Annotated in this window: 22 protein-coding genes and 4 tRNA genes; 17 read left to right on the forward strand and 9 right to left on the reverse strand. The window is 66.2% G+C overall.

Going from position 1 to position 26,790, the window contains the following annotated elements:
* Positions 1 to 5 precede the first annotated feature (5 nt).
* From fdx to FYM52_RS01340, 6 genes are all read left to right on the forward strand, one after another.
* Positions 6 to 344: an ISC system 2Fe-2S type ferredoxin gene (fdx, locus tag FYM52_RS01315; protein WP_042412781.1), complete on the forward strand. Its 339-nt coding sequence runs from the start codon at positions 6 to 8 to the stop codon at positions 342 to 344.
* A 3-nt stretch (positions 345 to 347) separates the two neighbouring features.
* A complete protein-coding gene (dnaQ, locus tag FYM52_RS01320) occupies positions 348 to 1,085 on the forward strand; it encodes a DNA polymerase III subunit epsilon (RefSeq protein ID WP_154162774.1) in 738 nt (245 codons plus the stop codon).
* A 28-nt stretch (positions 1,086 to 1,113) separates the two neighbouring features.
* Positions 1,114 to 1,188, forward strand: a tRNA-Val gene (locus FYM52_RS01325).
* A gap of 29 nt (positions 1,189 to 1,217) precedes the next feature.
* A tRNA-Val gene (locus FYM52_RS01330) sits at positions 1,218 to 1,292 on the forward strand.
* Positions 1,293 to 1,322: 30 nt separating this feature from the next.
* Positions 1,323 to 1,397: transfer RNA gene (locus FYM52_RS01335), tRNA-Val, on the forward strand.
* A gap of 30 nt (positions 1,398 to 1,427) precedes the next feature.
* A tRNA-Val gene (locus FYM52_RS01340) sits at positions 1,428 to 1,502 on the forward strand.
* Positions 1,503 to 1,589: 87 nt separating this feature from the next.
* On the opposite strand, the gene FYM52_RS01345 is transcribed toward FYM52_RS01340, so the two are convergent.
* Both FYM52_RS01345 and FYM52_RS01350 read right to left on the reverse strand, forming a co-directional pair.
* On the reverse strand, positions 1,590 to 3,131 hold the full coding sequence (locus tag FYM52_RS01345; protein WP_238826063.1) for an ATP-binding protein: 1,542 nt from the start codon (positions 3,129 to 3,131) through the stop codon (positions 1,590 to 1,592).
* Positions 3,128 to 3,805, reverse strand: a complete 678-nt coding sequence (locus FYM52_RS01350; protein WP_154162775.1) for a response regulator transcription factor — start codon at positions 3,803 to 3,805, stop codon at positions 3,128 to 3,130. The genes FYM52_RS01345 and FYM52_RS01350 overlap by 4 nt, the downstream gene beginning before the upstream one ends.
* Before the next feature lie 280 nt (positions 3,806 to 4,085).
* Here FYM52_RS01350 and FYM52_RS01355 point away from each other — a divergent pair, with 280 nt between their 5' ends.
* Both FYM52_RS01355 and FYM52_RS01360 read left to right on the forward strand, forming a co-directional pair.
* Positions 4,086 to 4,478 carry a VOC family protein gene (locus tag FYM52_RS01355; protein WP_045266715.1) on the forward strand — a complete coding sequence of 131 codons (393 nt, stop codon included), beginning with the start codon at positions 4,086 to 4,088 and terminating at the stop codon, positions 4,476 to 4,478.
* 412 nt (positions 4,479 to 4,890) lie between these two features.
* The gene (locus FYM52_RS01360) at positions 4,891 to 7,446 is read left to right on the forward strand and encodes an EAL domain-containing protein (protein ID WP_154162776.1); all 2,556 of its coding nucleotides are present in this window, start codon (positions 4,891 to 4,893) and stop codon (positions 7,444 to 7,446) included.
* A gap of 96 nt (positions 7,447 to 7,542) precedes the next feature.
* Here FYM52_RS01360 and FYM52_RS01365 read toward each other — a convergent pair whose 3' ends face one another.
* From FYM52_RS01365 to dsrO, 3 genes are all read right to left on the reverse strand, one after another.
* Positions 7,543 to 10,731, reverse strand: a complete 3,189-nt coding sequence (locus tag FYM52_RS01365; RefSeq protein WP_154162777.1) for a tetrathionate reductase subunit A — start codon at positions 10,729 to 10,731, stop codon at positions 7,543 to 7,545.
* Positions 10,732 to 10,853: 122 nt separating this feature from the next.
* Positions 10,854 to 11,888, reverse strand: coding sequence for an NrfD/PsrC family molybdoenzyme membrane anchor subunit (gene nrfD, locus FYM52_RS01370; RefSeq protein WP_043377885.1), 1,035 nt, complete (start codon positions 11,886 to 11,888; stop codon positions 10,854 to 10,856).
* Between the two features lie 11 nt (positions 11,889 to 11,899).
* The gene (gene dsrO, locus FYM52_RS01375; RefSeq protein WP_162524619.1) at positions 11,900 to 12,676 is read right to left on the reverse strand and encodes a sulfate reduction electron transfer complex DsrMKJOP subunit DsrO; all 777 of its coding nucleotides are present in this window, start codon (positions 12,674 to 12,676) and stop codon (positions 11,900 to 11,902) included.
* A 362-nt stretch (positions 12,677 to 13,038) separates the two neighbouring features.
* Between dsrO and FYM52_RS01380 the strand changes: the two genes are divergently transcribed.
* The 4 genes from FYM52_RS01380 (at position 13,039) to FYM52_RS01395 (ending at position 15,449) form a co-directional block, all read left to right on the forward strand.
* Complete coding sequence (locus FYM52_RS01380) at positions 13,039 to 14,148, forward strand: NAD(P)/FAD-dependent oxidoreductase (RefSeq protein ID WP_154162779.1); 1,110 nt, start codon at positions 13,039 to 13,041, stop codon at positions 14,146 to 14,148.
* Between the two features lie 163 nt (positions 14,149 to 14,311).
* Complete coding sequence (locus FYM52_RS01385; protein ID WP_042417772.1) at positions 14,312 to 14,623, forward strand: YqjD family protein; 312 nt, start codon at positions 14,312 to 14,314, stop codon at positions 14,621 to 14,623.
* Positions 14,624 to 14,679: 56 nt separating this feature from the next.
* On the forward strand, positions 14,680 to 15,075 hold the full coding sequence (locus FYM52_RS01390; RefSeq protein WP_042417775.1) for a phage holin family protein: 396 nt from the start codon (positions 14,680 to 14,682) through the stop codon (positions 15,073 to 15,075).
* Entirely contained in the window at positions 15,072 to 15,449 is a 378-nt protein-coding gene (locus tag FYM52_RS01395) for a hypothetical protein (RefSeq protein ID WP_279819624.1), read from the forward strand. The genes FYM52_RS01390 and FYM52_RS01395 overlap by 4 nt, the downstream gene beginning before the upstream one ends.
* Positions 15,450 to 15,601: 152 nt before the next feature.
* Here the strand turns inward: FYM52_RS01395 and FYM52_RS01400 are convergent, their stop codons facing one another.
* Positions 15,602 to 16,648 (reverse strand): quinone-dependent dihydroorotate dehydrogenase, encoded by a 1,047-nt coding sequence (locus FYM52_RS01400; RefSeq protein ID WP_154162780.1) that lies wholly within the window; start codon positions 16,646 to 16,648, stop codon positions 15,602 to 15,604.
* A gap of 36 nt (positions 16,649 to 16,684) precedes the next feature.
* Between FYM52_RS01400 and rpiA the strand changes: the two genes are divergently transcribed.
* The 4 genes from rpiA (at position 16,685) to phnD (ending at position 21,908) form a co-directional block, all read left to right on the forward strand.
* Positions 16,685 to 17,377 carry a ribose-5-phosphate isomerase RpiA gene (gene rpiA, locus FYM52_RS01405; protein ID WP_154162781.1) on the forward strand — a complete coding sequence of 231 codons (693 nt, stop codon included), beginning with the start codon at positions 16,685 to 16,687 and terminating at the stop codon, positions 17,375 to 17,377.
* Positions 17,378 to 17,398: 21 nt separating this feature from the next.
* Positions 17,399 to 18,628, forward strand: a complete 1,230-nt coding sequence (locus FYM52_RS01410; protein WP_154162782.1) for a nucleoside recognition domain-containing protein — start codon at positions 17,399 to 17,401, stop codon at positions 18,626 to 18,628.
* Between the two features lie 83 nt (positions 18,629 to 18,711).
* Positions 18,712 to 21,078: a bifunctional diguanylate cyclase/phosphodiesterase gene (locus tag FYM52_RS01415; RefSeq protein WP_238826064.1), complete on the forward strand. Its 2,367-nt coding sequence runs from the start codon at positions 18,712 to 18,714 to the stop codon at positions 21,076 to 21,078.
* Positions 21,075 to 21,908, forward strand: coding sequence for a phosphate/phosphite/phosphonate ABC transporter substrate-binding protein (gene phnD, locus FYM52_RS01420; protein WP_154162783.1), 834 nt, complete (start codon positions 21,075 to 21,077; stop codon positions 21,906 to 21,908). The genes FYM52_RS01415 and phnD overlap by 4 nt, the downstream gene beginning before the upstream one ends.
* A 12-nt stretch (positions 21,909 to 21,920) precedes the next feature.
* Here phnD and FYM52_RS01425 read toward each other — a convergent pair whose 3' ends face one another.
* A complete protein-coding gene (locus FYM52_RS01425) occupies positions 21,921 to 23,042 on the reverse strand; it encodes a PQQ-dependent sugar dehydrogenase (protein WP_154162784.1) in 1,122 nt (373 codons plus the stop codon).
* A gap of 175 nt (positions 23,043 to 23,217) precedes the next feature.
* Between FYM52_RS01425 and FYM52_RS01430 the strand changes: the two genes are divergently transcribed.
* Positions 23,218 to 23,922, forward strand: a complete 705-nt coding sequence (locus FYM52_RS01430) for a YebC/PmpR family DNA-binding transcriptional regulator (RefSeq protein ID WP_042417793.1) — start codon at positions 23,218 to 23,220, stop codon at positions 23,920 to 23,922.
* Between the two features lie 712 nt (positions 23,923 to 24,634).
* Here the strand turns inward: FYM52_RS01430 and FYM52_RS01435 are convergent.
* A complete protein-coding gene (locus FYM52_RS01435; RefSeq protein WP_154162785.1) occupies positions 24,635 to 25,732 on the reverse strand; it encodes a glycerol dehydrogenase in 1,098 nt (365 codons plus the stop codon).
* A 242-nt stretch (positions 25,733 to 25,974) separates the two neighbouring features.
* The gene (upp, locus tag FYM52_RS01440; RefSeq protein WP_042417802.1) at positions 25,975 to 26,607 is read right to left on the reverse strand and encodes a uracil phosphoribosyltransferase; all 633 of its coding nucleotides are present in this window, start codon (positions 26,605 to 26,607) and stop codon (positions 25,975 to 25,977) included.
* Positions 26,608 to 26,790 lie beyond the last annotated feature (183 nt).

The following is a 26,790-nucleotide window of genomic DNA, read 5'->3' on the forward strand; positions in this document are numbered from 1 at the left end:
AGAACATGGCTGTAATCAAAATTCTTCCCCACCCCGAATACTGCCCGGCTGGCGCTGAGATCGAAGCGCCCGCAGGTACCTCGATCTGCGAAGCCTTGCTGGACCACAACATCAAGATCGAGCATGCGTGCGACATGAGCTGCGCCTGCACCACCTGCCATGTGATCGTGCGCGAAGGCTTCAACTCGCTGAACGACGCCGAGGAAGAGGAAGAGGACCTGCTGGATCGCGCGTGGGGGCTGGAGCCCCAGTCGCGCCTGAGCTGTCAGGCCATCGTGGCACAGAAGGATCTGGTGGTGGAGATCCCCAAGTACTCCATCAACCACGCCAAGGAAAACCACTGACCTATGTCGCGCCTCGTTGTTCTGGATACCGAAACCACGGGCCTGTCCGCAGAGGGCGGGGATCGCATCATTGAGCTGGGCTGCGTGGAGCTGGTCAACCGCAAGCTCACGGGCAACAACCTGCACCTGTATTTCAACCCCGGGCGTGATAGCCACCCCGATGCCCTGCGCGTCCACGGTCTGACCACCGAGTTTCTGAGCGACAAGCCCAAGTTCGAGTCCATGGTCCAGGACATCCTGGCCTACCTGCAAGGGGCGGAGCTGATCATCCACAATGCGCCGTTCGACGTGGGCTTCCTGAACAAGGAATTCTCGTTGCTGGGCCTGCCGCCGCTGACCCACTATGTAGAAGGCATCACCGACTCCTTGGCCATGGCCAAGGAGATGTTCCCTGGCAAGCGCAATTCCCTGGATGCGCTGTGCTCGCGACTGGATGTGGACAACAGTGGCCGGACCCTGCACGGTGCGCTGCTGGATGCGGAATTGCTGGCCGACGTCTACATCAACATGACGCGCGGGCAGAATGCCCTGGTCATGCCGGAAGATGACGAGTCCCCGCAGGAGCAAGAGACCAGCGATGCGCTGCCCGTGCTGGATCTGCGTGCCATGGTGCTGCCCGTGCTCAAGGCCAACGAGCAGGAGTTGGCCGCGCACGACGCCGTGCTGGCCGATCTGGACAAATCGTCCGGTGGCAAAACTATTTGGCGAATTGGAAAAGACGCGGCGCAAGCTGTGACATAATCTAAGACTTGTCGGAACACTGACAAACGGGTGATTAGCTCAGCGGTAGAGCACTGCCTTCACACGGCAGGGGTCACATGTTCGATCCATGTATCACCCACCAAATTTTGAGTCAGCAGCGATGCTGGTTTTGCGTGATTAGCTCAGCGGTAGAGCACTGCCTTCACACGGCAGGGGTCACATGTTCGATCCATGTATCACGCACCACAATTTAAAGCCAGCAGCAATGCTGGCACTGCGTGATTAGCTCAGCGGTAGAGCACTGCCTTCACACGGCAGGGGTCACATGTTCGATCCATGTATCACGCACCACAATTTAAAGCCAGCAGCAATGCTGGCACTGCGTGATTAGCTCAGCGGTAGAGCACTGCCTTCACACGGCAGGGGTCACATGTTCGATCCATGTATCACGCACCATCTGACAACCCTCTTGAATCTTTGGTTCAAGAGGGTTTTTTGTTGCCTTTTGACTTGCGCGCCTGGAGAGGCAAGCCCATGCAGGTCTCATCCATGGGAGAGGGCTGGTGCCACGGCAGGTTCGCGGGGGGGCGCGGTGGGAGGCTGTGCCGGCAGATGCAGCTGGGCACACAGGCCAGGGGTGCCGTCGGCATGTGCTTGCAACTGCAAGCGCCCTCCGGCGCTGTGGGCAATGCGTTGCACGATGGTCAGTCCCAGCCCGCTGCCAGCGGAGTTGGCTGCCTTGCGCCAAAAGCGCTGCAGGGCCTGGCTGCGTTCCTCGGTGTTCAGGCCGGCGCCGTGGTCCTCGACGCTCACCACCAGTGAGCCTGGCGCGCCCGGTGTGCTGGCGCTGTGCAACTGCATGCGCACAGTCACGGGCAGGGGGCCACGGTGGTGGCGCAGCGCATTGTCCAGCAGGTTGGTGATGGCGCAGGTCAGCAACGCCGGGGGCAGGTGCAACTGCCAAGCTTCGGCGCTTTCCAGGGTGGCGTCCACCGCGGTGTGCAACTGGGGCGCGTGCTGCTGCCCCTGGGCGGCCTGTCTGCGCGCGCGTTCCATGGACTGGTTGGCCGCCTGGTGCAGGGCGGCCACGATGTGCGGGCCGCTGGCGCACCTGGCGGGCGCGGTGGTGCTGCAGGTGTTTTCCAGTTGGGCCAGCTGCAGCAATTGTTCCAGCGTGGCGTGCATGTGCTCGATGCCCGCGTGCGCCTGTGCCAGGGCCTGTTGGGCCTGCGTGCACTCGGCCGCAGCCTGGCGTTCCAGCACCAGTTGGGCGATTTGCGTGTGGGTCTTGATGGCGGTCAGCGGCGTGCGCAGTTCATGGGCCGCATCGGCGGTCCAGCGGCGTTCGTGTTCCAGGGCCGCATCCATGCGCGCTAGCAACTGGTTCAGATTGTGGGTCAGTGGTGCCAGCTCCACCGTGTCCAGCCCGATCTGAACGGCGCTGGGGTCCTGCGGTGGGCGTTGTGCCAGCACTTGTCCCAGCTGTCGCAGGGGTTGCAGGCACCAGCCTGTGATCCACCAGCTCAGCACTACCACGCCCACCAGCGACAGCACAAAGGGGAGCACCAGGGTGCGGGCGAATGCGGTCACCAGCTGATCGCGCACATCCAGCCGGTCGGCGGTGGCGATGCGGATGCCCTGGTCCTCGAGCACGTAGGTGCGCCACAGCTTGCCGCCTTTTTCGATCTGGCCAAAACCGCTGGGGGCAGGGCTGAAACCCGGACTGTTGTCGGTGCGCGCCAGCGGCACGATGTCGACCTCGCTGCGCACCAGGCTGACTTCGCAGGCCACGCCGTCGCGGCCGATGACGGATTGCAGGGCGGTGTGCTGGGCGCCCAGCGGCGTGTCCTGCTGCTGGAACTGGTGTGCCAGACCGGCGACCATCTTGGCTGAGGCAATCAGTCGGTTGTCCAGCACCAGGCGCAGCTCGCGCTGCATGGTGGGGAACATCCAGGCTGCCACGCTGCCCCACAGCATGCACAGGGTCAGGCTGAGTGCCACGACCAGCCGCAAGCGCAGGCTCTTGGGCGCGGTCTGCAGTGCAGCCAAGGGCTGGCCCGGGTCGGAATTGCGGTGCGTGCTCATGCAGCGTCCGCGCAGTAACGTGCGCCCAGTCGAAAACCCAGGCCGCGCACCGTCTCGATGGTGTCGTTGCCCAGTTTTTTGCGCAGGTGGTGCACGTGCACGTTGACGGTGTTGCTGCCCACGTCCAGGTCGAAGCCATACAGGCTGTCGTGCAGTTGCGCGGGGCTGAGAATCCGGCCCCGGGCCTGCAGCAGGGCGGTCAGCAAGGCCCATTCACGGCGCGACAGCTCGATGGCCTGGCCGTCGCGCCAGGCTTCGCAGGTGGCGGGGTTGATCTGGCAATCGCCCAGCGTCAGCGCATCGCTGGCCCGGCCCGCCGCGCGGCGCAGCAGGGCCTGCAGGCGCAGGGCCAGCTCCTGCAGGTCGAAGGGCTTGGTCAGGTAGTCGTCGGTGCCGGTCTGAAAGCCGGCCACCTTGTCTTCCAGGCTGCTGCGTGCCGTCAGGATCAGCACGGGCAGGTCCTTACCACGGCCACGCCAGGCACGCAGCAGTTCCAGACCGTTCCCGTCGGGCAGGCCCAGGTCCAGCACGCAGGCATCGAAGTGGCTGGCGGCCAGGTGGCTGCCAGCCTGTGCTTGCGTGGCTGCCACGTCGCAGGTGAAACCATGCAGTTCCAGGCCGCTCTTGAGGCCGCTGGCCACCAGGGGGTTGTCTTCGACGATCAGGATGTGCATGGGCAAATTCGGTCTGGCGCAGGTAGTGGGCGAGTGTAGGCGGGAGCCATTAACGCAGTGGCGCCGTGCGGGTCACCGTTCATCAGGTTTGATAGCTGTTTGCGCTGGCTGGATGTGCGTCAGGGCCTGATTTGGCTATAAATTGATGCGCATCAAGCTCGGTGCCGGCCCTGAAGGTCGGGCACTTCGGTGGCCATCGGGCGGCCCGCCTGGGCAGGCACCGGCCACCGGGTTACCCTTGGGACATCACCCGCACATGTCAACAAGAAAGTACAGCACCATGAAACTGGGATACACCATCGTCTATGTACCGGAGGTGGCGGCCTCTCTGCAGTTTTTTTCCGACGCATTCGGTTTTGCTGTGAAGTTCTTGCACGAATCCGGCACCTACGGCGAGCTGGACACCGGGGCCACCACCCTGGCCTTTGCCGCGCATGCCTTGGGCGAGGGCAATTTCCCTGGCGGGCATGTGGCGGCTTCGGAGTCTGTCCAGCCCCTGGGCATGGAGATCGGGCTGGTCACCGAGGATGTGGAGCAGGCTTACACCCGGGCTTTGCAGGCCGGGGCCGTGCAGCTGTCCGCGCCGACGCGCAAACCCTGGGGGCAGGTCGTGGCCTATGTGCGCAGCCCCGACGGCACGCTGATCGAGCTGTGCACGCCGATCGGCGGCTAGCGCGTGCCGGGGGCACGGCGGGGGACGTGGGAAAGTCAAGGGCATGGCCCTGATCCAGGCCGTCCCTTGTGCTGTGGCGGCCTTGCCAGACAAAGCCTGTCGTGCCAAATTGAAACGGTGCGGCCAAGTGGCGCACACCCCGTGTCCCTGCAGGCCCAAGCGAGGGGGCTGTCCCGGACCGGGCACGCAACCTGCAGTGCGGACTGCTGGGCTCAGCCGCGCTGCGGCCAATGCAGGGATGCAGGGATTCAGAGAGGGCGGAAAAACCGAATTCATTTTATTTTTAGATGCCATGGCGCGAGCTGCGAGCTGCCGGGTCGCACCATCCAATCAATCGCTGGTGGAAAGATATTGCATCGGTCTAGAAATGAAAAAAACTAAATGCTGGTTTTCCATTTTGGGTGGTCTTTTCATGGCCCTGTGCCTGCTTGGCAATCTGCAGGCGCGCACCATCACGGTGGTGGGGGATGACAATTACCCGCCCTACCTGTTCAAGGATGCCAGCGGCAACACGGTGGGCTATATCGCAGACCTCTGGGCGCTGTGGGAGCAGCAAACCGGCGTGCGCGTGAACCTGGTGGCCACATCCTGGGGCGATGCCCAGCAGCGGATATTGAATGGCCAGGCGGATGTGATCGAAATGATCTTCCGCACGCCGGAGCGCGAAGACGCCTACAGTTTCTCGCAGCCTTATGAGCGGGTGAATGCGAACATCTACACCCTGGATGGCATCGTCGGCATTTCGTCACCGCGCGAGCTGTCTGGTTTTGTGGTCGGCGTGCAAAAAGGGGATGCGTGCATCGCCAAGCTGAATGCGGCTGGGGTTGGCGGTTTGCAGACCTACGATGGGTATCGCCAGATGATCAGCGATACGCTGGCGCAAAAAATAAAAATATTTTGCATGGATGAATATCCGGCGGATTATTACCTGTACCTGATGGATGCCGATAAACACATTCGCAAGGCATTTTCTTTTTATTTTGATGATTTTCGACGTGCTGTCCGAAAGAACGACCTGGCCACCCTGGAGTTGGTGGAGCGTGGCATGGCCGCCATTCCGCTGGAGGCGCGCGAGGCCCTGGAAAAAAAGTGGAAGGGGCGCCCGGTCCACCGGCTGTCGTATTCACAGTTGGTGCAATACGGCTTGCTGGCGATTGCGGCGCTGGGGGGCGTTCTGGCGCTGTGGATCTGGTTGCTGCGGGTGGCGGTGAAGAAGAAGACCACGGAAATCCAGGCCCAGGCCAGCCAGCTGGGGCTGGAGCGCAGCCGCTTGCAGGAAATCCTGGATGCCACACGGGCCGGCACCTGGGAGTGGAATGTGCAGACCGGTGCGTGCGTCTTCAACGAGCGTTGGGCGCAGATGCTGGGCTATACCCTGGAGGAAATCCGGCCCTGGACGGTGGACACCTGGACCCGGCTCACCCACCCGGACGACCTGGCGCCGACGATGGAACGGCTGGAGCTGCACTTTGCGCGCAAGACCCAGTATTACGAGAGTGAGATGCGCATGCGACACAAGGACGGGCACTGGGTGTGGGTGTCCGACCGCGGCCGCTTGATCTCCAGAACCCCCGAGGGCCTGCCCCTGGTGATGAATGGCACGCACATCGACATCACCGAAAGCAAGATCGCCAACGATGCCATCTGGCAGCAGGCCAACTACGACAGCCTGACCCAGTTGCCCAACCGGCTGCTGCTGAACGACCGCTTGACGGATGTGCTCAAGCGCGCCGAGCGCAGCCAGCACAAGGTGGCGCTGATCTTCATCGATCTGGACCATTTCAAGGAGGTCAACGACACCCTGGGCCACCCGGTGGGCGACCAACTGATCATCCAGGCCGGTGCCCGCATCCGGCGCAGCGTGCGCGAGTCGGACACGGTGGCCCGCCTGGGGGGCGATGAGTTCTGCATCCTGATCGCCGATCTGGCTGATGTGACCCAACTGACCGAGCTGGCGCAGAAGGTCCTCGACCAGCTGGCGTGCCCCTATGCCCTGGGGGACGAGCAGGTCTACAGCACCGCCAGCCTGGGGATCAGCATTTATCCTGACGATGCTGGCGATGCCGTCGAGATGCTGCGCCACTCCGACCAGGCCATGTACGCGGCCAAGAACGAGGGGCGCCACTGCTTCCGTTTTTTCACCGCCTCGATGCAGGAGTCCGCGCTGCAGCGCATGCAACTGTTGCGCGATCTGCGCCAGGCGATGGCGCTCAACCAGTTCAAGGATTACTACCAGCCGATCGTGGAGCTGGCGACCGGCCGGATCCACAAGGCCGAGGCGCTGTTGCGCTGGCGGCACCCGACGCGCGGCTTCATCAGCCCCGCCGTGTTCATCCCGATCGCCGAGGACATCGGGGCGATTGTGGAGATCGGCGGCTGGATCTTCATGCGGGCGGCGCAGAACGCCAAGAAATGGCTGTCCATCGTCGGCGACGACCTGGCCATCAGCATCAACAAGTCGCCGGTGCAGTTCCGCGACCGCAGTCCCGAGCACCTCGACTGGGTCCGACTGCTGGAGACCCTGGAGCTGCCCGGCAAGCACATCGTCGCGGAAATCACCGAGGGCTTGCTGCTGCGGCAGGAACCGTTCATCGAGGAGAAGCTGCTGGCCTTCCGCGACGCCGGCATCCAGGTGGCCATCGATGATTTCGGCACCGGGTATTCCTCGCTGTCCTACCTGACCAAGTTTGACATCGATTACCTGAAGATCGACAAGTCCTTCACCAGCAACCTGGCTCCGGGCAACGAGACCCAGGCCTTGTGCGAGGCCATCATCATGATGGCCCACAAGGTCGGGCTGAAGGTGATTGCCGAGGGTGTGGAGACGGAGCAGCAGCGCGATCTGCTCAAAGAGATGGGCTGCGATTACGCCCAGGGCTACCTGTATTCTCGGCCGATTCCCGCCCACGAATTCCAGCAGATGCTGGAAGCGCATTACCGCAGCTTGAACTCCGCCGTGCAGGAGTGAGTGCCGCGGCTGGCCCCCAGGGCGGGCCACCGTAAAAAAAGCCCACCGGCATGGCCGGTGGGCGGACTGTGTGGCACGGCCTGCCGCCGAGCCCTGTCAGAGCTTGCGCACCCGCACCGGCAGCCCCTGCCGCACCACGGCGCCGGAGACCCAGTCGATCCACACATTGTCCTTGGCGGGACGCGTGGGGTCGGCAAAGCCCAGGTGGTTCAGGTTCACGCCGTTGGCGTGCTGCGGGTTGGCGTGGGTGGGCTGGCCATCCACGGTGTGGGCCACGGCCCCCAGCTGCTTGTGGCCATAGCCGTACTCGATGGCAATCGCGTCCTGGGCAATGCCCTCGCGCACCAGGGCCACGCCCTCCAGGCGGGCACCGGGCGTGCGCACCTCGATCCTGTCGCCATTGGCAATCCCCAGCTTGGCCGCATCGGCCTTGTGCAGGCTGATGGGGTTGTGCGGGTGCACCTGGCGCAGGCGCGGCGCGGCGATCGACATGCTGCTCATCAGGTTGGACTTGTAGCTGCTCATGCTCAGCGGCCAGTCCTGCGTGGGGAAGTGTTCGCGCATGCTGCTGCCGTCGGCGAAGCGGGTGGGGTACCAGGTGGGGCAGCCCACATAGCGCTCGCCGGTCATGGAGTGGCGCATCTTGGCCAGCCCCTCGTGCCACAGCTGCACGGGGAACTTGGCAGCCTGCTTGAGCTGGTCGCCCTTCCAGGCATCGTCCACCTTGTCGAAGCGGCCACCCCGGCTCATCACCATGGCCACGCGGCGCACTTCCTCGGGCTGGAGGCGCTGTTCCAGCGCGGGCATCCAGCGGCCCAGCCCGGTCAGGGCGATGTCATCGTCGCTGGCCTCGGGCACAGGCCGGCCCGCCTGGTAGGCGATGTTGCACATGCCGCGCAGGTAGAAGTCTTCCGCGTTGTCCAGGTCCAGCGGCTGGCCGTCCTTGGTGGACATGGCGTGCTTGCCAAAACCGGGCAGCTGCAGTTGCCGGGCCAGTGCAAACACGAAGCTCTCGAAGCTGACAGGGCGGCCGTCGGCCGTCTTGGCGGTGGCCGCCTCCACGGTGGGCCAGCGCACGGTGCTGCTCTTGGCAATCACATCGGCCCAGGGCGCGCCGATGCCCCAGCTTTCGTAGGTGACGGTGTCGGGGACGATGTAGTCGGCCAGGGCCGAGGTCTCGTTGATGAAGGGGTCGATGGACACGAACAGCGGCAGCTTCTTCGGGTCTTTGATGGCCTCGGCCAGCGTGTTCTCGAAGCCGGCGATCGCGTACATGGGATTGCTCATGTGGTTGATCCAGGCCTTGACCGGGTAGGGATAGCCCAGCAGGCCGGCGGCCAGCATCTCGCTGGACAGGCCACCTGGGGCCGGGTACCACGGGGCCTTGGCGGGGTAGGGGTTCTCGCCCGCGGCCTTCTTGCGCTGGAACTCGCTGGTCTTCTCGTACGGGAAGCGGGTGCGCGACAAGGTCACGCCGGTGGGCTTGACCGCGCCCGGGAACTGCGCGAAGTTGTAGCGCGGGCCGGGGCCGAAGGGGCCGAAAGGCCCGGCATCCATCACCCAGCCGCCCTTGACGTTGAGGTTGCCGATCAGGTTGTTCAGCATGGCGATGGCGTAGGCGGTGTAAAAGCCCGCCCCGCTCATGGTGCCACCGTGGGAGTTGGCCACGGCCTGCTTGCCGTGGCTGGTGAACTCGCGCGCCAGCTCTTCGATGTCCTGCACCGGTACGCCGCACAGCTCGGCGTATTCCAGCAGCGTCTTGCGGCGCGCTTCCTCGCGCAGCTTGACGAAGGCGGTGCACACGGCGATGGGCGCGGGTGCTTGGGTTGCGTCGACTGCCTGCAGCGGGGTGAATGCGCGCTCCACCACCAGCTCCGCCGGCTGGGCCACGGTGTGGGGCACCAGCTTGAAGCCGCCATTGCCATCGGCCACCTGCACCACATAGACGTCTTCGGCCGGGGCCTTTTCGTCCACCGGCTCGGGCATGGACAGTCCCAGGTCGGCCCCGCGCAGGAACTGGCCATAGCGCGGGTGTTGGGGGTCGTTGATCAGCAGGTGGGTGGCGTTGCTCCAGCTGGCCTCGCCTGCGGCAGCCATGGCGGCCGGGCCGGGTTGCGTGAGGAACTGGGCGTCGTAGCGCTCGTGGTCGATGATCCAGCGGATCAGCGCCATGGCCAGGGCCAGGTCGGTGGCCGGCTTGATGGGCAGCCAGCGGTTGTTGTCACCGGCAGCCAGGCTGGAGGAGGTGGGCAGCACGGGCGAGACCACCACGTAGCGGTAGGTCTGCTCCTTGCGTGAGCGGGCCTCGGCCAGCTCGCGGCCCTGGCGCTGGAAGGGGTTGCCCGCCTGGGCCGGCGCCGTGCCGATGAACAGGCCGAAGCGCGAGTGCTTCCAGTCCGGCTTGCCGTGGGGCATGCCGGGGATGTCGCCCAGCGCCGCCGCCGTGCCCACGCGGTAGCTTTGGCCGCAGTACGCGCCGTGGTTGGCCACGTTCACCGTGCCAAAGGCCTGGCGTGCAAAGCGGTTGATCAGCGGGGTACGGCCTTCATTGGAGGCATCGGTCACCAGCAGCTGGTTGGCCTTGGGGCCGTACTCGGGGTTCTCGGGATCGATCAGCGTGCGCGTGTCGCGGATGGCCGCCAGGCCCTCCACATGGCCTTCGCCGAACAGGTCGCCGCCTTCGCTGATTTCCTTGACCAGCTGTTCCAGCGAAATGCTCTGCCACCGGCCGGCGCCGCGCGGGCCCACGCGCTTGAGCGGGGCCAGCACGCGGTGCGGTGCGGTCTGGTGCGCCAGCATGGCCGAGCCGCGGGCGCAGCTGGTGGCGCGCCCTTCCAGGCCGTTGTCGCCGCCCAGCATGGCATAGACCTCGCGCACCGGGGTTTCCATGGGCGCGGGGTTGGTGGTGGCCAGCGGGTGGTAGGGGTTGCCGGCAATACGCAGGATCTGGTTGCTGGCGCTGTCCACGCGCAGGCGCACACCGCACTGGGTCCAGCAGCCCAGGCAGGACGAGGGGCTGACCACCTGGCCGGGCTGGGTGCTCAGCTGGCCGGTGGCGGGGTCGATGCGGAATTCTGGGGTCAGCGAGTTGCCGCGCGTGGCGCTGGCCGTGCTGGTGCCGGAGGTGCCGGCCACCAGGCCCTTGGCGCCGCGGGCCAGGGTTTCGCCATAGCCGGCGGCAAACGCGGCCAGGCCACCGGCCACGGCCCCGCCACGCAGCAGCAGGCGGCGGCGGGCGGCATCGGTTTCTTCGGTGTGTGTGGGGGGATGTTGTTTGTCGGTCATGGTCTGCCCTTGCAGCTGCAGAGAAGGCAGGCGCCAGCGAGTAGGGCTATCTGTTTTGATAGCTTCTGGCGCCCGTCAATACTGGGTGAAATGCCAATTGGATGTAAATGGGCGAAGCGCCCTCAGGCGGCGGTGCGGCGGGCCGGGAACAGCTCCAGTGCCCAGGTGGTCAGGGCCACCAGGGCCACGCACAGCCCCGCCACGCCCACCATGCCCAGCAGGCCGTCGCCGCCCAGGGGCATGTGGTACAGGTACAGTCCCGCGCCGAACTTGGGCACGCCCTGCACGCCCATGAACAGCGCCCAGCGGAACGCCCAGGCACTGGCCGCCAGCCCCAGGCCCAGCACCAGCGTGTAGCCCCGGGCATGCAGGCGGTGCTGGCCGCGCAGCAGCGCCCCCAGCACCAGGGCCCCGAACACGGCCGAGCCCAGCAGGGTCAGGCGCCATACCGGGAAGTCCTGCCACAGGCGCAGGGCCGCGTTGAACGAGGCGTTGTGGCCCAGCAGGCCGCTGAGGGCCCAGGCCAGCGCCACCAGCACCAGCAGTGCTGCCAGGGCCAGCGCCAGGGTGCGCAGCAGTTGCAGGCCGGCGTGGCCGGCGCGCAGTGGGGTGGGCAGAAAGCGTTCCAGCACCAGGGTGCAGCCGACGGTGGCCAGCCAGCCGGTCAGGGCCAGGTTGAGGGGCACCCACAGCGTGTTCCACAGTGGCCGCGAGCGGATCACCATCATTTCCGCGCCGGTGTAGACCGTGATGCTCAGCGCCGACAGCACCAGCAGCGGGGCGATGGCGCGCATCCAGCCCGGGCGGCCCAGCCACCAGCTGGCCAGCAGGGCCACGCTGAGGGTGACGAACACCGGCAGCAGCAGCGCCCCCACGGACATCCACGACCAGGGCGTGAAGTGCGCGTAGAAGTGCCAGAAGCGGGCCGGCTGGTGCAGGTCGGCCAGCAGCGACACGGGGGCGGCGACCACGCTGACCGCCAGGGTCAGCAGCAGGGCGGGCAGCACACGCTGGCTGGGGCTGCCGGGTGCGCCGAACACGCAGGCGCAGGCCAGCAGGGCTGCGCCCGTGGCCACGCCCACCAGAAAGAAATACTGCACGGCCCAGGGCAGCCAGGCGGCTTCGTAGGCGGGGGTCAGGAGTTCAATGATCTGCATCGTGGGCTCCTTCAATGTTCAGCCACCAGGCGCACGCTGGCCTGGCCGTCGATGCCGTGGACAAAGGCCTCGGGCAGGCCGATGTAGAACACGCGCGGGGCGGTGTTCATCTCGGGCTTGAGCACCTTGAGCTCGTCCTGGTGCTCGGCCATGCGCTGGTTGATGGCGCTGTGCGGGTCGTTCAGGTCGCCGATCACGCGGGCCCCGCCCACGCAGCTTTCCACGCAGGCGGGCAGCAGCCCGGCCTCCAGCCGGTGCTCGCAGAAGGTGCACTTGTCGGCGGTCTGCGTCTCGTGGTTGATGAAGCGCGCGTCGTAGGGGCAGGCCTGCACGCAGTAACCGCAGCCCACGCAGCGCTCGTTGTCCACCAGCACGATGCCGTCGGTGCGCTGGAAGGTGGCCTGCACGGGGCACACGGGCACGCAGGGCGGCTCGTCACAGTGGTTGCACAGCCGGGGCAGGCTGACCATGGCGGGGGCGCTGCCGCCGGGTTGTTCCACCTCGTACTGCAGCACGGTGGTACGGAACTGGCCAATCGGCGGCTGGTTCTCGACCGAGCAGCTCACCGTGCAGGCCTGGCAGCCGATGCACTTGCGCATGTCCACCAGCATGCCAAAGCGCTTGCCCGGCATGCCCGGGCGACGTGCTGGCTGGAAACCAGGGTCACCCGGCAGGGCCGCCTGGGCGGTTCCGGCCAGGCCGAAGGTGGTGGCCAGGGCCACCAGTTCTTGCAGAAAAGTGCGTTTGCTGGTGCCCTGGTTCTGCGTCAGGGGGGGAGGGGTTGGGATCTGCCATCGTTTTCACATCCATCGTTGGGTGATGGCATTGTTGGACGCCTTGCCAGGGTGCCGGTTTGACTTGCATCAATCAATGTAAGTTATTGATTTAATTGAAATTTTGCAAAAAACTTCCTATTTTTTATTGTAAGAATTAAGAAAGTATTAAAAGCGGCGATAACCTGTCTGACCGGGCTGTGCGACACGTTTCGGGTGCCATGCCGCGACGGCCTGAAGCTGGCCGAAATGGTCCCGCAGTGGTGCGAGAATGGGCCCTGGCGCCGCAAGGGCGCCAAGCGGCAGCGGCGCCACCGGCGGCCTGAATCAGGCGGGTGGGCCGTGTGCATCCATACCAATAAAGGGAGAGACAGAACATGGTCGATCAGGTGCAAACCGTGGTCATTGGCGCGGGGGTGGTAGGGCTGGCCGTGGCCCGCGCCCTGGCGCAGACAGGGCGTGAAGTGGTGGTGCTGGAGGCGGCCGACGCCATTGGCACGGGCACCAGCTCGCGCAACAGTGAGGTGATCCATGCCGGCATCTATTACCCGGCCGGCTCGCTCAAGGCCCGGCTGTGCGTGCGGGGCAAGGAACTGCTGTACACCTACTGCGCCGAGCGCGGGGTGGAGTTCCGCCGCTGTGGCAAGCTGATCGTGGCGACCAGCGCCGAGCAGGTGGCGCAGCTGGAGGGGATCCGCCAGAAGGCCGCCGCCAACGGCGTGGACGATCTGCAGATGCTGACCCGTGAGCAGGCCCAGGCGCTGGAGCCGGCGTTGGCCTGCCACGCCGCGCTGCTGTCGCCCAGCACCGGCATCGTCGACAGCCATGGCCTGATGCTGGCGCTGCAGGGCGATTTGGAACATGCGGGCGGCGCCGTGGCGTTGCTGTCCCCGCTGGCGTCGGCCCAGGTGCAAGACGGCGGCATCCTGCTGCGCACCGAGGACGGCACCGAGCTGCTGGCGCAGGAGGTGGTGAACGCCGCGGGCCTGTGGGCGCCGGGCGTGGCGGCCCGCATCCAGGGGCTGGACGCCGCCCATGTGCCCACGGCCTATTACGCCAAGGGCAGCTATTTCACGCTCAGCGGGCGCGCGCCGTTCAGCCACCTGATCTATCCCGTGCCCGAGGCCGCCGGCCTGGGCGTGCACCTGACGCTGGATCTGGGCGGGCAGGCCAAGTTCGGCCCAGACGTGCAATGGGTGGACGACCCCAGCCACTTGCAGGTGGACCCGCAGCGTGGCGACGGCTTCTATGCCGAGGTGCGCAAGTACTGGCCCGCGCTGCAGGATGGCAGCCTGGCGCCCGGCTATGCGGGCATCCGCCCCAAGATTTCCGGCCCGCACGAGGCCGCGGCCGACTTCTGCATCCAGGGTCCGGCCACGCACGGCGTGCCGGGATTGGTCAACCTGTTCGGCATCGAATCCCCGGGGCTGACCAGCTGCCTGGCAGTGGCCGAGGCGGTGCTGCCACACCTGCCGTCGCAGCCCTGATGCCGCCGCCCCCGCATGGCCCAGCGCTGCGGCAAGCGCCGCGTTGCTTGGTGGGGGGCGTTGCATTCGCTAAGATGCTTTCCATGGAGCGGCAGCAGCCTGCGGGCCTGCACCGTGCCGCTTCGTTTTCCTTTGTCCCACCACCATAAGAAAGGCGTGCACCATGGCGTTTTCTGTTTCCGACACTGTTTCTTCTGCCCAGGCTGATCTGGAAAAGCTGGTCACCGATGTGCGCGGCCTGCTGGCCAGCAAGGACCTGGACTCCATCCCCCAAATCAACGTGCTGCGCCAGAAGCTGGACGACGGCGTCTACCACGCGCGCGAATCCGCAGTGCATGCCGCCCAGGAAGCGGCACGCCAGGCCAAGGAAGCGGCCTATGCCGCAGACCGCTATGCGCACGACGAACCCTGGCGCGTGGCCGGTGCGGCGCTGGCCGTGGGTGCTTTGATCGGCTTCTTGCTGGCACGCCGCTGAGCGGTGCGCCCGACACCCTGCCTGTCAAACCCTGGTCTGTGTAAAGGAAGTCTGCCGTGAATTGGATGTCTGCGATTGGATTGGAGAGTCTGTCAGCCCGCTTGCGGGCCAATCTGAATGAGGGCGCCATGGCCGCGGAAGACCGTATTGCGCTGGCGCGCCTGGAGTGGAGTGCCCAGAAGCAACGCCTGCAAGCCATCTTTGTGCTGGGCGTGGTGCTGGGCGGTCTGACCATCGTGGCCCTGGTGCTGCTGTCGCTGGCGGTGCTGATCCAGTTCTGGGATTCGCCCGAACGCTCCGTCGTCGCCTGGGTGATTGCCGGGGTGTGGTTGCTGGCCTGGGCGGGGGCGCTGGCGTTGCTGCTGTCGTTCCTGCGCAAGTCCAGCCAGCCGTTTGCGCTGACCCGGGCCGAACTGGCACGCGACTGGGCCGTGATCAAGGAGAAGCTGTGAATACCTCTGCCATGACCGGCGCGGCCTCGGCAACGTCCGAGGTCTCCGCGCCCTTGACGGCCCTGGAGGCCCTGCAACGCGAAGCGCGCTGGGCCACGGCCACGCCCCAGCAGCGTGAAGTGCTCAAGCGCATCGCCCTGCAGCGCGACCGCTGGACGGCGGCGCGGCAGGCCCGCGAACAGGCGCTGGCGCAGCGCGCGGCCCGCACCAGCGTGCCGGTCGATGCACCGCTGGCCGAACGCCTGATGGTGTTTGCCCGGCTGCACCCCGTGGCGACGGCCGGCGTGGCCGGTCTGGCGCTGCTGCTGGGGCCGCGCAAGCTGTGGCGCTACGGGGCCCTGGCCCTGCCGTGGATCAACAAGCTGCGCCGCTGACGCCGCCGATGGCGCGCGACTGGCGCCCCTGGAACGACAAAGCCCGGCATGACCGGGCTTTGTTTTTAGGAGCTGTTGGTGCGCGCTATCAGAGCACTTGCGTATGTAAACAGCGTGAAGTTGTTGAATAACGAGCGCAATCTGATCACTTTTTAGCGCAAGGCGCGGATGGCCTTGGCCGCGTCGCTGACCAGGCCGGGGCCGGCGTAGATCAGGCCGCTGTAGATCTGCACCACGTCGGCGCCGGCGCGGATCTTGGCGGCGGCGTCTTCGCCACTCATGATGCCGCCCACGCCGATGATGGGATAACCGGGGCCCAGCGCAGCGCGCAGCTGGCGGATCACCTGGTTGCTGGCCTCGAACGCCGGGGCGCCGCTGAGACCGCCGGCCTCCTCAGCGTGGGGCAGGCCCTGGACGGCCTCGCGGCTGAGGGTGGTGTTGGTGGCGATCACGCCGTCCATGCCGTGGCGCTGCAGCGTGGCGGCGATCACCTGGACCTGGGCTTCATCCAGGTCGGGCGCGATCTTCACGAAGATGGGCACGCGGTGGCCCTGGGCGGCGGCCAAGGTTTCGCGCTTGGCGGCAATCGCGCCCAGCAAGACGTCCAACGCCTCGTCGCTTTGTAGGGCGCGCAGGTTCTTGGTGTTGGGCGAGCTGATGTTGACCGTCACGTAGTCGGCATGCGGGTAGACGCCTTCCAGGCAGATCAGGTAGTCGTTGGTGGCATCCTCGATCGGCGTGGCGGCGTTCTTGCCGATGTTCAGGCCCAGCAGCAGGGGCTTTCCCTGGGCGCGCACGGTGGACTTCTTGACGTTGGCGATGAAGGCCTCCAGCCCGTCGTTGTTGAAGCCCAGGCGGTTGATCAGGCCCTGGGCCGCGGGCAGGCGGAACATGCGCGGCTTGGGGTTGCCGGGCTGGCCCTTGGGCGTGACGGTGCCCACTTCGACAAACCCAAAGCCCATGGCGGCCAGCGCGTCGATGCAGCGCGCATTCTTGTCCAGCCCGGCGGCCATGCCGACGCGGTTGGGGAACGACAGGCCGGCCAGCGTGATGGGGTCGTGCACCATAGGCGCCGACCACGCCAGCTGCAGCGGCGTGCCCTGGCCCTTGGCCAGGGTGTTCATGGTGAAGTCGTGGGCCGCTTCGGGGTCCATACCAAACAAGAAGGGGCGTACGAGGGCGTAAGGGATAAGCGACATAGGGAATAATTCGATGGATTAACCGGATTTTCCCCCATGACGACATCTATTGCCCCCCTTTCCCAGGATGAATTGAAAACTTTGGTCGGCCAAGCGGCGCTGCGCTACGTGGTGCCCGGCGAGATCGTGGGGGTGGGCACCGGTTCGACCGTCAACAAGTTCATCGACGCCCTGGCCAGCATGAAGGACCAGATCCAGGGCGCCGTGTCCAGTTCCGTCGCCAGCACCGAGCGCCTGCAGGCGCTGGGCATCCCCGTGTTCGATGCGAATGCCGTCACCAGCCTGTCGGTCTACATCGACGGTGCCGACGAGATCGACGGCCAGGGCTATATGGTCAAGGGCGGTGGCGCGGCGCTGACGCGTGAAAAGATCGTGGCCGCGCTGGCCCAACAGTTTGTCTGCATTGCCGACGAATCCAAGCTGGTGCCTGCCTTGGGCAACTTTCCCTTGCCTGTGGAAGTGATCCCCATGGCTGCTGGTCAGATCGCCCGCAAGTTTGAAGCCATGGGCGCCACGGCGACCCTGCGCCTGAAGGACGGCCAGCCCCTGGTGACCGACAACGGCCAGCACATCCTGGACGTGCGCGGCCTGCAGATCAGCGCACCGCTGGCGTTCGAGAGCGAAGTCAACCAGTGGCCCGGCGTGGTCACCGTGGGGGTCTTCGCCCACCAGAAAGCCCAGGTATGCTTGCTGGGCTGCGCCGAGGGTGTGCGCACCATCACCTATTAATTCCTGAGCGGATCCACGCCTATGCTCAACATGCTCTGGTTGGGCTTTTTTCTGGTGGCTGCCGTCGCGGCACTGGCCCAGTGGCTGGTGGGCGGGCAGCCACAAGTGTTTGCGGCCATGGTCCAGGCGCTGTTTGCCATGGCCAAGCTGTCGGTCGAGGTCATGGTGCTGCTGTTCGGCACGCTGACGCTGTGGCTGGGCTTTTTGCGCATCGCCGAGGAGGCCGGGGTGGTGCAATGGCTGGCCCGGGTGCTGGGCCCGCTGTTTGCCAAGCTGATGCCCGAGGTGCCGCGCGGCCACCCGGCGCTGGGCCTGATCACGCTGAACTTTGCCGCCAACGGCCTGGGGCTGGACAACGCGGCCACGCCCATGGGCCTGAAGGCCATGCGCGCGCTGCAGGAGCTGAACCCCCGGCCCGACACCGCCACCAATGCGCAGATCCTGTTTCTGGTGCTCAACGCGTCCTCGCTGACGCTGTTGCCGGTGACCATCTTCATGTACCGCATGCAGCAGGGCGCGCCGGACCCGACGCTGGTGTTCCTGCCCATCCTGCTGGCCACCTCGGCCTCGACCCTGGTGGGCCTGCTGTCGGTGGCGCTGGTCCAGCGTCTGCCACTGTGGCACCCGGTGGTCCTGGCCTATCTGCTGCCTGTGGCCTTGGGGCTGGCCGGGTTCATGGCGCTGCTGATGACGCTGAGCGCCGCAGCCCTGGCTTCCCTGTCGGCCCTGCTGGGCAACCTGACGCTGTTTGCCCTGGTGGTGCTGTTCGTCAGCCTGGGGGCCTGGAAGCAAGTGCCGGTGTACGACAGCTTCATCGCCGGGGCCAAGGAAGGGTTCGACGTGGCCAAGGGCCTGCTGCCGTACCTGGTGGCCATGCTGTGTGCGGTCGGGGTGTTCCGCGCCTCGGGGGCGCTGGACTATGCGCTGGACGGCATCCGCTGGGGTGTACAGGTGCTGGGCCTGGATGGCCGCTTTGTCGATGCCTTGCCCACGGCCCTGGTTAAACCGTTCTCCGGCAGCGCGGCGCGCGCCATGCTGATCGAGACCATGCAAACCCAGGGGGTCGACAGCTTTGCGGCCCTGGTCGCCGCTACCATCCAGGGTAGCACCGAAACCACGTTTTATGTGCTGGCCGTGTACTTTGGCGCGGTCGGCATCCAGAAGGCGCGCCATGCCGTGCCTTGCGCCCTTCTGGCCGAGCTGGCCGGGGTGGTTGCTGCCATCCTGGTGTGCTACTGGTTCTTCGCCTAGCGGGCTGACTGGTTGGCGAATGTGACAGTCATCAAGCTGTCACGCGGCATTCGCACAATCCGGCGTGGAGAAGATTGAATCCCATGCCTTTGTCTGCCTTGCCGCCCAGCCCGACTGCGAGTTTTTCCACGCTCAAGCGCCGGTGCATTGGCTGGGCCAACAGCTGGCAGCCAGTGCACATGGCCCTGATGGCGATCGTCCTGCTGGTGCTGGCGGCGTCCTGGTGGCTGACGGCCAAGCACCTGCGGGCCCAACTGGCCCAGGCCGAGCAGGCCGCCCGACTGCAGCAGTCCGGGCTGGCGGCGATTGTTTCCGAGAATTTGAGCCAGGTGCTGGAAAAGGCCCAGCTGATGAGCGTGGTCGCGCTGCAGGGCATGCACCACGATGGTGGCCCCTGGCAGGCCCAGCTGGCGCACATGCTGGAGCGCGACCGCGTCTTCCTGCGCATGGCAGTGCTGGACAAGCAGCTGCAACTGCTGGCCGGCGATCCCCAGCAGGCCTCGTTGCTGCACAGCCTGCTGCCGTACCAGCAGGGCTCCTGCGCGGCCGGGCGGGGCGCCTTTGTGCTGCACCAGCAGGCGCAGTCGCAGGACCAGGCCTGGCAGGTGCCCCTGCTGCTGTGCATGGCCGATGCCCAGGGCGTCTCGCTGGGCTACCTGCTGCTCTACATGGACATGGGCTATTTCCTCGGGCTGTACCAGGACGTGGACCTGGGCGGCAGCGGCAGCTTGCACCTGCTGTCCCCCGATGGCAGCGTGATTGCCGCCATGGCGGGCGGCGGCCTGCTGGCCCAGCAACCAACGCAGCGCATGGCCAGCTTCAGCAAGGTGCCCGAAGGGCCGGGCGAGATGGAACTGCCGGGGCCACAGGGCAGCACGCGGCTGGCCAACTTCCACCGCGCCCGCTACATGCCGCTGACGGTGGTGGTGAGCCGCGACTGGAACGAAATCCGCGCGGCCCATGCACAAAATGCCCAGCGCACCTGGGCGGTGCTGGGCGCAATCACGGCACTGGCCCTGGTGGGCTCGCTGCTGCTGTGGCGCACCATGCAGCGGCGCCAGCACCTGTTCAATGCGCTGGAGAAGGCCGACCAGGACAAGCAGCAACTGATCGCCCAGCTGGAGAGCGAGAAGCAGCGGGCGCTGGAGCTGGCCGCCAGCGACCACCTGACCGGCCTGCACAACCGGCGCATGTTCCACGAGCTGGTGTCCAGCCACCTGGCCCTGGCGCGGCGCAGCCGCAAGCACTATGCCTTGCTGTATTTGGACCTGGACCGCTTCAAGCACATCAACGACACCCTGGGCCACCATGTGGGCGATGCCCTGCTGCAGGCCGTGGCACAGCGCCTGCGCACCATGCTGCGCAGCTCGGACATCATTGCGCGCATGGGCGGCGATGAATTCGCCGTGCTGATCACGGCCATGGAAGACCCGAGCGATGTCGAGACCCTGGCCCAGAAGCTGCTGACCGGGCTGGGGGCCCCCTATGAGGGCCTGGCGCAGGAGACGCTGCACACTTCACCCAGCATTGGCATCGCCTTTTTCCCGCGCGACGGCCACGATGTCGAGGTGCTCTGCCGCCATGCCGATGCGGCCATGTATGCCTCGAAAAAGGCCGGGCGCAACCGCTACACCTACTACGACGGCATTCCCAAGCTGGACAGCGACCGCTACTACCAGCTGGCGCGCCAGCTGCCGTCGGCGATCACGCAGGAGCAGCTGGTGCTGCACTTCCAGCCCAAGGTGCGGCTGGAGGACTGCCGCATCGTGGGCCTGGAAGCCCTGGTGCGCTGGCAGCACCCCCAGTACGGCCTGATCTACCCCGGGGATTTCATCGCGCTGGCGGAAGAGCACGGCCACATCGAGGCCCTGGGCGACTGGGTGATGCAGGCCTGCTGCCGCCAGATTGCGGCCTGGCGCATGCAGGGGGTGGAGACGGTGCCGATCGCCTTCAATGTGTCGCCGCTGCAACTCAAGGACAGCGCCTTCCCCAGCCGCATGGCGACCTACCTCAAGCACTACGGCGTGCGGGCCAGCGATATCCAGGTGGAGATCACCGAAAGCTGCCTGGTCGAGCCCGTAGGCCTGGCCGCCCGGGTGCTGCACCAGCTGCAGCAGATGGGGGTGTCCATCGGGCTGGACGATTTCGGCACTGGTTTTTCCAGCCTGAGCCAGATCCGGGCGCTGCCTATCAACACCATCAAGCTGGACAAGTCCTTCGTCAACGAGTTGCGCAGCAGCAAGGAGGCGGGGGTGCTGGTGACCTCCATCATCACGTTGGCGCACAACCTGAAGATGCAGGTGGTGGCCGAAGGCGTGGAGCTGATGGACCAGTTGGTCTACCTCAAGACGGCCGGCTGCGATGTGGCGCAGGGCTACTTCCTGAGCCGCCCTGTGCCGCTGGCGCAGACCGAGGCGCTGCTCAAGCAAGGCATTCTGGAGCCCGCATGATGCGACGTCGCTGGATGGCCATGGGCTGGCTGGTGTGGGGGGCAGGGCTGGCCCAGGCGGCCTGCCTGAATCCCGAGGTGCTGCATGTGGCGCTGATTCCCAAGAATGCGCAAAGCGTGCAGGAACAAGCCCAGGCCCCGCTGTTGCAGGCCTTGCGCGAGAGCACGGGCAAGCCGGTGCAGATGCTGCCGGTGGCCTCGTACGCGGCGGTGATCGAGAGCCTGCTGGCCGGCCAGGCCCAGGTGGCCGAGTTGGGGCCGGCCGGCTATGCCCTGCTGGCCAAGCGCTCCACGCGGTTCGTGCCGTTTGCCACCCTGTCCAACAGCCACGAGGTGGGGCGCTACCACTCGCTGCTGGTGGTGCGCGCCGATGCGGGTATCCGTGACATCCAGGGTCTGCGTGGGCGCGCCCTGGCGCTGACCGATCCGTCCAGCACCTCCGGGGCCATCGTGCCGGAGCTGGCCGTGGCCCAGCTGACGGGCTACAAGCTGGGCCATTTTTTCGCCCGCGTGGTGTTCATGGGCTCGCACGACAAGGCCCTGGCCGCCGTGCGCGAAGGCAAGGCGCAGGCCGCGTTCGTGGCCAGCAGCCAGCTCGATGAGGCCGACCCCGCCTGGCGCGTGCTGTGGCGCTCGCCCGCCCTGGTGGGCAGCCCGTTCCTGCTGGATGCCACCCTGTGCCCGGCGCTGCAGCATGCCGTGCGCCAGGCCTTTCTGGCCAAGCAGGCGCAGCTGCAGCCGTGGCTGCGCATCAAGAACTACCGCCAGGTGGTGCCGGTCACGGCACAGGATTACGCCGGCATCCAGTCCCTGCTGGCCGGCGCGCCCTGAGGCGCCGGCCCTTCAGCGGCTGCGCAGGCGCAGCAACTGGCCGTTGCTGCGGTCGGTCAGCACGTAGAGCCAGCCGTCCGGGCCCTGGCGCACATCGCGCACGCGCTGGCCCAGCTGGGGCAGCAGTGGTTCGACCCGGACCACCTTGTCCCCGGCCAGGGTGATGCGTTCCAGGCGCTGCGCCTTGAGGGCGCCCACCACCATCTGCCCCTGCCAGCCCGGATAGCGGTCCGAGGTGATGAAGGCCATGCCCGAGACGGCGATCGACGGTGTCCACTGGTGGGCGGGCTGCTCCATGCCCGCCTGGTGGGTGATGCCGGCGCCGATCTTGCCGCCGCCATAGTTTTCGCCATAGGTGATGACGGGCCAGCCGTAGTTCTTGCCGGGCTCGGGGCGGTTGATCTCGTCACCGCCTTGCGGGCCGTGCTCATTCATCCAGAACGTGCCGTCGGGGGCCAGCGCCGCCCCTTGCGGGCTGCGGTGGCCATAGCTCCAGATTTCGGGCCGCGCGCCGCTGCGACCGACGAAGGGGTTGTCCTGGGGCACGCTGCCGTCCTTGTGCAGGCGCACGATCTTGCCCAGGTGGTTCTGCAGGTTCTGCGCCTCTTCCTTGTAGTGCGACCGTTCGCCCAGCGTCAGCAGCAGCGTGCCGTCGCGCCGCTCCACGATGCGGCAGCCAAAGTGCAGCTGGCTGGCCACCTTGGGCTGCTGGCTGAAGAGCACCTGCACGTCCTGCAGCGCGCGCTGGTCGCTCGACAGCCGGGCCTTGGCCAGGGCCGTGCTGTTGGTGCCGTTGGGTGCGGCTTCGCTGTAGCAGAAGTACAGCGTGCGGTTCTGGGCAAAGCCGCTGTCCAGCACCACGTCCAGCAGGCCGCCCTGGCCGCCGGCGGCAATCGCCGGCAGGCCTTGCACGGGCTCGCCCAGTTGGCCCTGGGCGCTGACCACGCGCAGGCGGCCGGGGCGTTCGGTCACCAGGAACTGGCCGTCCGGCAAAAAGGCCACGGCCCAGGGGTTCTGCAGGCCCTGGGCCACGACCTCGGGGGTGATCTCCAGGGCCTGGGCGTGGCCCAGCAGGGCGCCCAGGGCCAGGGCAATGGTGGTGCGCCGTGCAGCGCTGCGGGGGAAGGTGGGCATCGGGTGTCTCCTCGGAATGGGGTTGCGGCAACGCAAGCTCGAAGGCGGAAGGCACGAAAAAAGTTGGCATCGCTGGCGCTGAGGCCACTGTGGCAGGTGTATAAAACACGCTGATTCATTCTATGCCGGCCCTGGAGCGCGGCATTTTTTTGTTCTTTTTCAGGAAAGGCGCCGTATGGGAGCGCAATGGAAAGCCAAGGGCAAGGCCCTGGTCGCAGATGCCAAGGGCAAGCTGTTTGGCAAGTTGGTCAAGGAAATCACGGTGGCGGCCCGTCTGGGCGGCGGTGACCCCGGCAGCAATGCCCGCCTGCGCATGGCGATCGAAGCGGCGCGCAAGGCCTCCATGTCCAAGGAAACCCTGGACCGCGCCATCAAGAAGGGCTCGGGCGCGGGCGCCGATGCCGTGAACTATTCCAGCGTGATTTTCGAAGGCTACGGCCCGCACCGCGTGCCGGTGATGGTCGAATGCCTGACCGACAACCCCAACCGCACGGCCCCCAATCTGCGCGTGTGCTTCCGCAAGGGCCAGCTGACGGCCGTGGCCTGGGACTTTGACCATGTGGGCATGATCGAAGGCGAAGCCGAGAACGGCGCCGACGTCGAACTGGCCGCCATCGAGGCCGGCGCGCAGGATTTCGAGCCCGCCGACGACGAGGGCGTGACACTGTTCATCACCGAGCCGACCGACCTGGACGTGGTCAGCAAGGCGCTGCCGGAGCAGGGCATCAAGGTGCTGTCGGCCAAGCTGGGCTACAAGGCCAAGAACCCTGTCAGCATGTCCAGCCTGTCGGCCGAGCAGCAGGAAGAAGTGCAGGCCTTCCTGGCCGGCCTGGACAACGACGACGACGTGCAGCACGTCTTCGTGGGTCTGGTGGACTGAGTGCCGCCTGATCCACAGGCATGGCGCCGCGCCGCCCAGGCCCTGGGACGGGGACAAAAAAGACTGCCGATGGCAGTCTTTTTTTTGTGCCTACTCTCAGTATCAGAGCGGTTGGCGCTTGTCAGCACATGGTTTCAAAGGATTTTCTGCCTGAAATGTAGGCGTGACGAGCGCAGGTAGCTCTGTTTTTTGAGATGGTCTGGGCGCAGCCGGTCAGGCCGTGCTGGCGCCAGGTGCATGGCTGGGCGTGCGAGGGCACGTCCATCTGCGGGAAGCTCTGCGGGGTGTGGCAGACGCCATGTCGCGCGACAGCACCGGGCAGGTGGCGATTTCACGGTGGGCCATGCCCTGGGTCACCAGCGCCGGCATTAACTGCGCGCGTTGGCTCCGCGAAGGTTGCGTCATGGGTGGGTGCTGCGGGGCCGCCGGGGCCCACTCCTGCCGGATGTGCTGGGCGCTGAAGGGGCAATCGGTGCCCCGCCACCGCAGGCCGTCGGCTTGCCCATCCTGAATGGAGTGACGGTGCCTACGGACATTGCCCGCACCGGTGGCGCTCACGAAAAAAAGCCAGCCCCTGGGGACTGGCGGTGGTGGGCGCGGTGGCCCGCAGTCTGCGTCGCTGGCGACGTTGCGGCATGCCAACGCTGTGCAAGCCTTGTCCATTCAGCGCTGGGTGCTATGCATTCCGCAGACTGCAGGAATGCCACCCCGCTCAGTCGTGGTAGCGCTCGGCCAGGCTGTTGGCGGCGCGCATGGCGTCGTAGACCTCCTGCTCGCTGATGGGGCGGCCCATGTTGCCCATGGTGTCGTTCTTGTCGCAGGCCAGCTTGGCCACCTGGCGCCATTCAGCCTCCACCCATTCGGTCAGGCCGAAGTCGCGCAGCGACAGGGGCAGGCCCGCGGCCTTGATGATGCGGATGACTTCCTCCACCTCGTCCAGCGGGGCGTTTTCCAGCACCAACTGGGTCAAGAGGCCAAAGGCCACCTTCTCGCCGTGCTGGGCCCCGTGCAGTGCAGGCACCACGGCCATGCCGTTGTTCACCGCATGGGCTGCAGCCACGCCAGCGGCTTCGGCGCCCACGCCGCTGAGGTAGATGGTGGCCTCGATGGTTTCCTCCAGCGCAGGGGTCACAGCGTGGTTGCGCACGGCGTCCATGGCGGCGTCGATGTTGCGGCGCAGGATCTGGTAGCACATCTCGCCCAGGCCCAGGCCGGTGCGCGAGGGGCGCTTGAGGATCAGGTTGGTGCCGTTGCAGCGCCAGGTGGCACGGGCCTCGAAGTAGGTGGCCAGCGCGTCGCCCACGCCGGCCGCGAAGAAGCGGGCCGGAGCCTGGGCGATGATGGCGGTGTCGGCCAGCACGGTGTCGGGGTTGTGCGGCATGAACAGGTAGTGGTCGAACTCGCCATTGGGCTTGTAGATCACGGCCAGCGCGGTGCAGGGCGCGTCGGTGGAGGCAATGGTGGGCACCAGCACCTGGGGTAGCTTGCAGTGGTGCGAGACGGCCTTGGCCACATCCAGCGCCTTGCCGCCGCCCACGGCCAGGATGACGTTGCAGCCTGCGGTCTGCAGCGCGGCGGTCAGTCGCTCGATCTCGTCGGTGGTGCATTCGCCGGCAAAGGTTTCCACGTGCGCACGCAGCCCTTGTGCCTGCAGTTGGGGTACGGTGCGCTCGGTGATGCGCGGCAGGAAGAAGCGGTCGCCAATGATGAAGACATGGTCACCGTGCTCTGCCAGGTAGTCGCCCACCTGATCGAACAGGCCGGCGCCGATCAGGAACTTCTTGGGGGAGGAGACGGAACGTGGGGTCATGGATATACCTTTGTGTCATCAAATACTAGGGTTTTCCATGATGCCTGCCGACAGGCAGTAGATTGGGCAGTGCGCGCCTGTCGCTTGATGCATGTCAATCGCAGGCCGGAAGTTGCGGGCGTCTGGAGGGGCCGTGGCCGGGCTGGCGCCGCCCACGGCCAGCGGGCGGGCACAAAAAAGGCTTCCCTGGGGAAGCCTGGCATCGGTTGCGGCGCACAGCCCTGGGCCGCGCGCGCAGGGGCTTACTTGGTGCCGAAGATGCGGTCGCCGGCATCGCCCAGGCCGGGGAGGATGTAGCCGTGGCTGTCCAGTTCGCGGTCGATGGCGGCCGTGTAGATGTCCACGTCGGGGTGGGCGGCCTGCATGGTCTTGATGCCTTCCGGTGCGGCCAGCAGGCACATGAACTTGATCGACTTGGGCGCGCTCTTTTCCTTGAGCTGCTGCACCGCGGCTGCGGCGGAGTTGCCGGTGGCCAGCATGGGGTCGACCACGATCACGTCACGCTCGCCCATGTTCTCGGGCATCTTGTAGTAGTACTCGACGGGCTGCAGGGTCTCGGGGTCGCGGTACAGGCCGATGTGGCCGATGCGCGCGCCAGGCACCACGTTCAGCATGCCGTCCAGGAAGCCGTTGCCGGCGCGCAGGATGGACACCAGGGCCAGCTTCTTGCCGTCGATGACCTTGCCGGTCATCTTTTCCATCGGGGTTTCGATCTCGATGTCCTGCAGTGGGAAATCGCGGGTCAGTTCGTAGGCCATCAGCGTGGACAGCTCGCCCAGCATGCGGCGGAAGCTGTTGGTGCTGGCTTCCTTGCGGCGCATCAGGGTCAGCTTGTGCTGGACGAGGGGGTGGTCGATGAGGTGGACGTTGCTCATGGTCGGGGTGTCTGTGAAGAGAAAAAGCGCCGTGCAGGCCGGGTGCTGAGTGAGATGTTGCTGTCGTTGTGCCCCAGCAGATGGCGTGCCTGCGCCGATTGCGATGCCCCGCATTGTCCTTTTTTCTGGCCCCATTGGTGAAAAAACGCGCGCTTTTCTGTGCGCGCAAGGGTGTTTTCCTTG

This window comes from Comamonas sp. CAH-2, from assembly GCF_009668305.1.
GTDB lineage: Bacteria > Pseudomonadota > Gammaproteobacteria > Burkholderiales > Burkholderiaceae_C > Comamonas > Comamonas aquatica.

Bases quoted from the DNA above. Each gene is read 5' to 3' on its own strand.
- FYM52_RS01350 (WP_154162775.1), bottom strand. From the start codon at position 3,805: ATGCACATCCTGATCGTCGAAGACAACCCCCTGGTGGCCAGCGGCCTC.
- FYM52_RS01425 (WP_154162784.1), bottom strand. From the start codon at position 23,042: ATGCCCACCTTCCCCCGCAGCGCTGCACGGCGCACCACCATTGCCCTG.
- FYM52_RS01365 (WP_154162777.1), bottom strand. From the start codon at position 10,731: ATGACCGACAAACAACATCCCCCCACACACACCGAAGAAACCGATGCC.
- FYM52_RS01380 (WP_154162779.1), top strand. From the start codon at position 13,039: ATGGTCGATCAGGTGCAAACCGTGGTCATTGGCGCGGGGGTGGTAGGG.
- fdx (WP_042412781.1), top strand. From the start codon at position 6: ATGGCTGTAATCAAAATTCTTCCCCACCCCGAATACTGCCCGGCTGGC.
- rpiA (WP_154162781.1), top strand. From the start codon at position 16,685: ATGACGACATCTATTGCCCCCCTTTCCCAGGATGAATTGAAAACTTTG.
- dnaQ (WP_154162774.1), top strand. From the start codon at position 348: ATGTCGCGCCTCGTTGTTCTGGATACCGAAACCACGGGCCTGTCCGCA.
- FYM52_RS01385 (WP_042417772.1), top strand. From the start codon at position 14,312: ATGGCGTTTTCTGTTTCCGACACTGTTTCTTCTGCCCAGGCTGATCTG.
- FYM52_RS01430 (WP_042417793.1), top strand. From the start codon at position 23,218: ATGGGAGCGCAATGGAAAGCCAAGGGCAAGGCCCTGGTCGCAGATGCC.
- FYM52_RS01415 (WP_238826064.1), top strand. From the start codon at position 18,712: ATGCCTTTGTCTGCCTTGCCGCCCAGCCCGACTGCGAGTTTTTCCACG.
- FYM52_RS01435 (WP_154162785.1), bottom strand. From the start codon at position 25,732: ATGACCCCACGTTCCGTCTCCTCCCCCAAGAAGTTCCTGATCGGCGCC.
- nrfD (WP_043377885.1), bottom strand. From the start codon at position 11,888: ATGCAGATCATTGAACTCCTGACCCCCGCCTACGAAGCCGCCTGGCTG.
- FYM52_RS01400 (WP_154162780.1), bottom strand. From the start codon at position 16,648: ATGTCGCTTATCCCTTACGCCCTCGTACGCCCCTTCTTGTTTGGTATG.
- FYM52_RS01345 (WP_238826063.1), bottom strand. From the start codon at position 3,131: ATGAGCACGCACCGCAATTCCGACCCGGGCCAGCCCTTGGCTGCACTG.
- FYM52_RS01410 (WP_154162782.1), top strand. From the start codon at position 17,399: ATGCTCAACATGCTCTGGTTGGGCTTTTTTCTGGTGGCTGCCGTCGCG.
- FYM52_RS01355 (WP_045266715.1), top strand. From the start codon at position 4,086: ATGAAACTGGGATACACCATCGTCTATGTACCGGAGGTGGCGGCCTCT.
- phnD (WP_154162783.1), top strand. From the start codon at position 21,075: ATGATGCGACGTCGCTGGATGGCCATGGGCTGGCTGGTGTGGGGGGCA.
- upp (WP_042417802.1), bottom strand. From the start codon at position 26,607: ATGAGCAACGTCCACCTCATCGACCACCCCCTCGTCCAGCACAAGCTG.
- FYM52_RS01360 (WP_154162776.1), top strand. From the start codon at position 4,891: ATGGCCCTGTGCCTGCTTGGCAATCTGCAGGCGCGCACCATCACGGTG.